The organism is Streptomyces sulfonofaciens (genome assembly GCF_014656295.1).
Lineage (GTDB): Bacteria > Actinomycetota > Actinomycetes > Streptomycetales > Streptomycetaceae > Streptomyces > Streptomyces sulfonofaciens.
In genome coordinates, this window is record NZ_BNCD01000057.1 from 1 (window position 1) to 3,725 (window position 3,725).

Genomic DNA, 3,725 nt, shown 5'->3' on the forward strand with positions numbered 1-3,725 from the left:
GTGCGGCCGCGCCGCCGCACACGCCACGCCCACCCGCCCGGGGGCCGCACCGGCCACCGGACCCGCCAACCCGCCCGCCGCGCCGCGCACGTCGTCGCCGCACGCTTCTTGTCGCCCGTACCCCGACGCACGTAGCGTCTGAGACATTGAACGTCGGACGTGGGATGTCCTGGAGTCCGGATGCCTTGAAGGGCAGGTCTCACCATGCCGTCACACCTTCGCGCCCGCCTGAGAACCACGGATGGCAGGGGGGCACTCCGGGCCCGGTGGGCCCGCAGGGCCGCCCGGCCCGCCAGATCCGTCGCGCTTCGCGCCCTGGTGCTCGCCGCCACGGTCGCGCTTGCCGCTCCCCCGGGCGGGGCCGCGGCGGCCACGCCCGCGGCCCCGCCCGCACCCGCCCCCGCACCGGCACCCGCACCCGCACCCGCACCCGCGGCAGGGTTCGAGCAGCAGGTCCTCTTCAAGGCCGCCCAGGATCCGGGGTACGCGTGCTTCAGGATCCCGGCCGTCGTCAGGACGGCCGCGGGCACGCTCCTGGCCTTCGCCGAGGGCCGGGTGCACGACTGCGGTGACGCCGGAGACATCGACATCGTCGTCAAGCGCTCCACCGACGGCGGCCGCACCTGGGGCCCGCTGACCGTGGTCAACCACGGCGGCGGCGACACGCACGGCAACCCGGCGCCCCTCGTGGACCGCAGGACCGGCCGAATCCTCCTGGCGGAGACGTACAACACCGGCCGCACCGACGGCAGGAGCTGCGCCGTGCCCTGCGACCGCACACCGCACCTCCAGTACAGCGACGACGACGGGCGCACCTGGTCGGAGCCGCGCGACCTCAGCTCCGAGATCCTGCCGCCGAGCTGGAACTCCTGGTACGCCACCGGGCCGGTGCACGGCATCCAGTTGGCCGGGGGACGGCACCGGGGCCGGCTGGTCCTCGCCGTCAACACCGAGACCTGGGACGGCACCCGGGTCACCGCGAACAACGCCGCGCTCGTCGTCAGCGACGACGGCGGCCGCCACTGGCGGATCGGCGCACACGACTCCTGGCCCATCGCGCCGGACGGAACATTCCGCCAGAAGCCCTCGGAGATGACCGTGGCGGAGCGGGGCGACGGCGCCGTCTACGTCAGCGGCCGGGAGCAGGACGGCACGGACCTCGGCCACCGCACCGAGGCGATCAGCAGGGACGGCGGCGGCAGCTTCGAGGCCCCCTTCCGCGCGCTGCCCGGCCTGTACGCGCCGATGGTGCAGGGCGCGGTCCTCGACGTGGGCCACGACCACCTGCTGATGTCCTGCCCGGCCGACCCGGACCGCCGCAGGACCATGATGATCCGCTCCTCCTACGACGGCGGCCGCACCTGGGACGGCGTGGACCGCGGCACCGTCGTCACGACCGACTGGTCCGGCTACTCCGACCTCGTCCGCGCCGGCGGCGGCACCATCGGCCTGCTGTACGAGGGCGGAGCGGTGGACGCACGGGACGAGATCCGCTTCGCCCGCTTCACCGAGGACTCGCTGACCCCGCGGCAGGGCCCCTACCCGACCACCTCCGACCGGGCCGGGGCCGAGCCGCCCGCCGCGGTGCTCGGCAGCGCGCAGGGGACCCGCGGCGTCTTCGGCGGCGCCCTGGCCTTCGACGGCACGGACGACGCGGTACGGCTGCCGTTCCGCGAGGACCTGCGGCTGGGCACCCGGGACTTCACGGCGTCCCTGTGGTTCCGCTACACCGCGACCGGCGGGGAGCAGCCGCTGCTGTGGATGGGCGGCACAGGCGACACCCAGCCGCAGGTGTGGCTGCGCGCCGAGCCCGCCTCGAACCGCATCACCGGTCTGATCACCACCCGGGACGGCGCCCGCCCGCCCGCCTCGGCCTCCGTGCGCGTCGCCGGTGCCTACAACGACGGCCGCTGGCACCACCTCGCGCTGCGCCGCAGCGGCGGGCGGCTGACGCTGGCGGTGGACTTCACCGCGGTCAGCGGAGCCGACGTGCCGGGTTCGGTGAGCCGCAACTCGCCGTTCGGCGTCCACATCGGCCAGCGGATGGACAGCCGGGCCTTCTTCACCGGCGCCATCGACGACGTGCGGGTCTGGGCGCGCGGCCTGACCGACCCGCAGTTGGATGCGCTCGGCGGCGCCGGCCCGACGGCGGCGGAGCGTGCGCCGTGGAACCGGGACCTGGTGCTGTGGCTCCCGCTCGACCGGGTCAGCGGGCGGCGCTGACGCTCCGCTGCATGCTCCGCCTCCCGGGACCGACGGCCGGCGCCCGGGACGCGGAGCCGGCGGCCGCGCCCTCCCCGGACGCCGGGGGCCGCGGATCCCCGGCCCGCCGCCGCGCGATCACGGCGCACACCATGAGCTGCATCTGGTGGAACAGCATCAGCGGCAGCACCGCGAGCGAGGCCTGCGGGCCGAACAGCACGCTCGCCATGGGCAGCCCGGAGGCGAGCGACTTCTTCGACCCGGCGAACTGGATCGCGATCCGGTCGCCGCGGTCGAAGCCGAGACGCCGGCCGCCGTACCAGGTGACGGTCAGCATGACGGCGAGCAGCACCGCCTCGACCCCGAGCAGGGCGACGAGCCGCAGTGCGGTGACCTGGTGCCAGATGCCGCGCACCATGCCCTCGCTGAACGCGGTGTAGACCACGAGCAGGATGGAGCCGCGGTCCACCAGGCCGAGGATCCGCTTGTGCCCCAGGATGAACGTTCCTGCCCAACGGCGCAGCAGTTGACCGGCGAGGAACGGTGCGAGCAACTGGAGGGCGATCTGCCCGAGCGCCGCGCCCGAGAACCCGGTGAAGCCGCCGCTGCCGGGCAGCAGCGCCTGGGCGAGCAGCGGGGTGAGCACGATGCCCGCGAGGGAGGAGAAGGAGCCCGCGCAGATCGCCGCGGGCACGTTGCCGCGGGCGATCGAGGTGAAGGCGATGGACGACTGGATGGTGGAGGGCACCAGTGTCAGGAACAGGAAGCCGCTGTAGAGAGCGGGGGTCAGCACGTAGGGGACCAGGCCGCGGGCGGCCAGGCCGAGCGCGGGGAAGAGGACGAACGTGCAGGCCAGAACGGTGAGGTGGAGCCGCCAGTGGGCGAGGCCGCGCAGTGCCTCGCGGGTCGAGAGGCGCGCACCGTAGAGGAAGAACAGCAGCGCCACCGCGGCAGTGGAGGCGTAGGACGCGCCGTCGGCGGCGGCGCCGCGGGCCGGCAGCAGGGCCGCGAGCCCGACGGTGGCGAGCAACAGCAGGACATAGGGGTCGACCGGCAGCCAGGACGGCCAGGTCAGGCGCTTCGGCATGCGCTCCTCGTACGTGGTTCTCGTGCTCGGCCGTGGTGTGTTCCGGCCGCCGTGTGCGAAGCACGCTCCCCGCCGCTTCGGCGCGGAACGTGCCCTCTCCATCATCCTCCTGATCACGGTGATCGGGAATCCGGCATACCAAACTTACTGTAAACATCAAACGCGATGACCACTGCCGTGGCGGGCTCCGCCACCGGATGGTTGTCCAGCCGCTGACCTGGGGCTTTCACCGGACCGCCGCCGTGAGTGACGGCTCGCGCACTCGGTGCTCCGCTCGACGGCCATGCCTGGCCTGGCCGCCCACGGACCGTGCCCCGCACCCACGGCACCACGGCACCCACGCGCACCACCGCGCAGCAGGCGCTTCCCGTCCGCCGGCGCCGGGCGCCGGCGCCGGGGGACGGGAAGCAGGGGAAGCCGGGGCCGCCGGCCCGCG

The 3,725-nt window shown here is 74.4% G+C and carries 2 protein-coding genes; one reads left to right on the plus strand and one right to left on the minus strand.

The features are described from left to right. Positions 1-204 precede the first annotated feature (204 nt). A complete protein-coding gene (locus IE313_RS34495; protein WP_189939317.1) occupies positions 205-2,223 on the plus strand; it encodes an exo-alpha-sialidase in 2,019 nt (672 codons plus the stop codon). Here IE313_RS34495 and IE313_RS34500 read toward each other — a convergent pair. After that, complete coding sequence (locus tag IE313_RS34500; protein WP_189939318.1) at positions 2,207-3,289, minus strand: bile acid:sodium symporter family protein; 1,083 nt, start codon at positions 3,287-3,289, stop codon at positions 2,207-2,209. The genes IE313_RS34495 and IE313_RS34500 overlap by 17 nt on opposite strands. Positions 3,290-3,725: the final 436 nt, after the last annotated feature.

Bases quoted from the DNA above. Each gene is read 5' to 3' on its own strand.
- IE313_RS34495 (WP_189939317.1), top strand. From the start codon at position 205: ATGCCGTCACACCTTCGCGCCCGCCTGAGAACCACGGATGGCAGGGGG.
- IE313_RS34500 (WP_189939318.1), bottom strand. From the start codon at position 3,289: ATGCCGAAGCGCCTGACCTGGCCGTCCTGGCTGCCGGTCGACCCCTAT.